A 3,418-nucleotide genomic window follows, 5' to 3' on the forward strand; every position below is an offset into this window, starting at 1 on the left:
CTCCGCGAGGATGCGGACGGGGACGCCGTGCGCGTCGCCAACAGCACCGACTACGGCCTCGCGGCGGGCGTCTGGTCCGCCGACCGCGACCGGGCGCGCGCGCTCGCGCTCCGCCTGCGCGCGGGTCAGGTCAAGGTCAACGGGTCCGCACCCGCGACAGCCTCGACGCCCGTTCGGGGCTACCGCCGCTCCGGCCTCGGTCGCGAGCTCGGCACGTTCGGCATCGACGAGTTCGTCGAGATCAAGTCCCTGCTCGGCTGAGCAGCTTCCCGTCAGGAGAGACCAGTGCGCATCGAGCTCGACCGCGTGAAGTGCAACGTCCTGGGCATCTGCGAGTCCGTCGCGCCCGACTTCTTCGAGATCACCGACGACGGGGACGTCGCGGTGCTGCGCGACGACGTGCCCGCCGAGTGCGTCGCGGAGCTGGAGGAGGCCGTCGCCGCGTGCCCGACGGAGGCGCTGCGGCTCGCCCGCTAGCGCAGTGCGCCCCTCGTCCGGGCGACACCGGCACCGACGCGGCGTCGCAGCTCGTCGCCGCCGCGATATGGTGACAACCGTTCACAAAGACGCGATCGACGACGGAGGCCGCCCATGTCAGAGGACGGCGCGTCGGCGACCGTGGGCGAGGGTGCCGCGCGCACCCCGGTGCGGCGGGGCAAGAACGTGCGCGGTCTGCGCACCCGCCAGGAGCTGCTGGACGCCGCGCTGTCGTGCTTCTCCGAGTACGGGTACTCCCGCACCCGGATCTCCGACATCGTGTTCCGTGCCGGGGTGTCGCAGGGCAACTTCTACCGGCACTTCCAGAGCAAGACGGAGATCTTCCTCGAGGCGCTGCGCCCGAGCCTCGACGAGCTGACCGCGTCCACCGGGCGCGGGTGTCGTCGGCGACGGTGTCGACCTCGAGACGATGACGGCCCTGACCAAGGCCTACTTCACCTCGTACACCCGCAACCGGCACATCCTGCGCGTCATGCGCGAGGCGGCCGCGACCAGCGCCGACGACGGTTTCGCCGACCTGTGGCTGCGGCAGCGCGGCGGGTACGTCGAGCGCACCGGCCGCTGGCTGCGCCGCCTGCACCAGCAGGGCGCATCGAGGAGACCGACTTCGAGCTGCTCGCCGACGTGCTCGGGTCGACCATCGAGCAGACGGCGTACGTCCACATCGGTCTGCCCGCTGAGGCGCCGCGACCGGAGCGGATCCAGCAGCTCGCGCTGATGGTCGCGACGGTCTGGCACCGTTCGCTGCCCATCGCGCAGAGCCCTGCCCAGAGCGCCGCACAGGACTGAGCCCCACCGGTCGCCCGGTCGGGTCGACGGGCGACCTCTCCTTCTTGACAGGGACACCCGTCGGCGCGAGTATGTGACTCGTCCGTCGCAGAATCGAACGCTTCACCGATCGCTGCGACGGAGCGCGGCGGTTTCTGTGGGTGTCGACCCACGTCGGGCCCGAACCGGGCCCCGCTCTTCTTGTGCACCCCCGCCCGACCCAGCCCACGACAGAGCCCGCAGAGCGTCGACGACGCCAGAGCCTCAACGACGAGGGAGACCGCTTCCGTGACCGACTGGCCCATCTTCGACACGATCTCGAAGACGTTCCCGCTCTACTCGCGGGCCAACGTCGGCGAGATCTTCCCCGACCCCATCTCGCCGCTGAACGCCTCGGCGGGCTTCCAGGCCACTCTGGAGCCGGGCTGGGAGGACGCCTTCGTCGCGTGCAAGGTGTGGGACCACGACCTGTACGACAAGGCCGTCGACCGGAACGTGCTGCCCGCCTTCGGCAGCTACCTGTACATCAACATGTCGCTGATGCGCCTGTTCGGCGTGCGCGTGCCCGGGATGGGCGCCGAGGCCGTCGACCTGCAGTACTTCGGCGACATGCCGGGCATCCCGTCCTACGAGAGCGAGAAGCGCGACTTCGACGAGGACCCGGAGGCCTCCGCCGCCGCGGGCCAGTGGCTGATGGAGCAGGTGCTGCTGCGCACCGACCTGCACGAGTACGACGCCGACCGCGCCGAGGTCCTCGAGATCCGCGCCGGTCGCCCCGACATCGCGTCGCTCACCGACGAGCAGCTCGTCGAGCGCCTCACGTCCTTCTTCGGCGTGCAGCAGCGCTTCTTCCAGCACCACATCGAGTCCAGCCTGAAGTCGGGCGTCGGCCTGGGTGCGATCGGTCAACTCGCCGCGGCCGTCGGCAAGCCCGAGCTCGCCCTCACGCTGGTCAGCGGCATCGGCGACGTCGACTCGGCGGGCCCGTCGAACGGCATGTGGGCGCTGTCGCGCGACGCGCGCACCGGTGCCGTCGCGGCGCTGTTCGACCAGGGCGTGACCGGGCTGTACGAGCGGCTGGCCGCCAGCGACGACAGCGCCGTGGTCGCGTTCAAGGGCGCCCTCGACGAGTTCCTGACGACGTGGGACTTCCGCGGCCCCGCCGAGTGGGAGCTGCGCGCCGAGACGTGGAGCATCAAGCCCGAGCTCGCGCTGCACACGGTCGACCGCATGCGGGGCGTCGGCGACGACGAGGCGCCTTCGGTCAAGAACGCCCAGCGCGTCCAGGAGCGGGAGCAGGCCACGAAGACCGTCCGCGAGGTGCTCGCGGGCAATGAGGAGGCGTCCGGCCAGTTCGAGGTCGCCCTCTCGGCCGCGGCGCTGTGGCTGCGCGGTCGCGAGCGCTCGCGCACCACGTCGGCGATGCTGGTGCACGAGCTGCGCCTGCCCGCGCTGGAGCTGGGTCGTCGCGGCGCCGCCGCGGGCCACCTCGACTCCGCGAAGCAGATCTTCATGCTCTTCGCCGAGGAGCTGCCCGCCTACCTCGCGAACCCCGGCTCGTTCACCGAGACCGTGCGCGCCCGCGAGAGGTCCTACCTGGAGCTGTTCGACTACGAACCGCCGTTCGTGGTCGCCGGCTCGGTGCCGCCGCTCTCGGAGTGGAAGCGCCGTTCCGACAAGACCTTCACCAAGGCTCAGACGGGCGAGGTCATCCAGGGCGTCTCCGGCTGCACCGGCGTCACCCGCGGCCGCGCGGCGCGTCATCCTCGACCCCAACGACCCGTCGGCACTGGAGGTCGGCGAGATCCTCGTCGCCCCCATCACCGACCCGTCGTGGACGCCGCTGTTCGTCGCCGCGTCCGCCGTGGTCGTCGACGTGGGCGCGCCGTTCTCGCACGCCGCGATCGTCAGCCGCGAGCTGGGCATCCCGTGCGTCGTGTCGGCGACCGACGCGACCGGCCGCATCCCGGACGGCGCGCTGATCGAGGTCGACGGCACCACCGCGACCGTCACGGTCATCGAGGCGTGACCACGTCCGACCAGGGCCGGGTCGGGGGTCCGCGGCACGACGCCGCGGCCCCCCGGCCGGGCTCGCCCGTGCACGTCGTCCGCCGCTACCTGGACGAGATCTACCACGACGGGCTGGTCGAGG

General features: G+C 71.6%; 4 protein-coding genes. All 4 read left to right on the forward strand.

The window, feature by feature from the left end; all coding sequences use genetic code 11:
- On the forward strand, positions 1-261 hold a 261-nt coding region (locus KPL57_RS27315; protein WP_226353678.1), incomplete at its 5' end, for an aldehyde dehydrogenase family protein.
- Positions 262-285: 24 nt separating this feature from the next.
- Positions 286-477 carry a ferredoxin gene (locus tag KPL57_RS27320; RefSeq protein ID WP_226353679.1) on the forward strand — a complete coding sequence of 64 codons (192 nt, stop codon included), beginning with the start codon at positions 286-288 and terminating at the stop codon, positions 475-477.
- A 114-nt stretch (positions 478-591) separates the two neighbouring features.
- Positions 592-1,287 (forward strand): TetR/AcrR family transcriptional regulator, encoded by a 696-nt coding sequence (locus tag KPL57_RS27325; RefSeq protein ID WP_226353680.1) that lies wholly within the window; start codon positions 592-594, stop codon positions 1,285-1,287.
- Positions 1,288-2,599: 1,312 nt separating this feature from the next.
- Positions 2,600-3,295 carry a PEP-utilizing enzyme gene (locus KPL57_RS27330; RefSeq protein WP_226353681.1) on the forward strand — a complete coding sequence of 232 codons (696 nt, stop codon included), beginning with the start codon at positions 2,600-2,602 and terminating at the stop codon, positions 3,293-3,295.
- The last annotated feature ends 123 nt before the right edge of the window (positions 3,296-3,418 follow it).

The organism is Pseudonocardia sp. ICBG601, from assembly GCF_020496245.1.

What these genes read in the sequence shown, in the direction of transcription:
- KPL57_RS27325 (WP_226353680.1), top strand. Translation starts at nt 592, where the DNA reads ATGTCAGAGGACGGCGCGTCGGCGACCGTGGGCGAGGGTGCCGCGCGC.
- KPL57_RS27330 (WP_226353681.1), top strand. Translation starts at nt 2,600, where the DNA reads ATGAGGAGGCGTCCGGCCAGTTCGAGGTCGCCCTCTCGGCCGCGGCGC.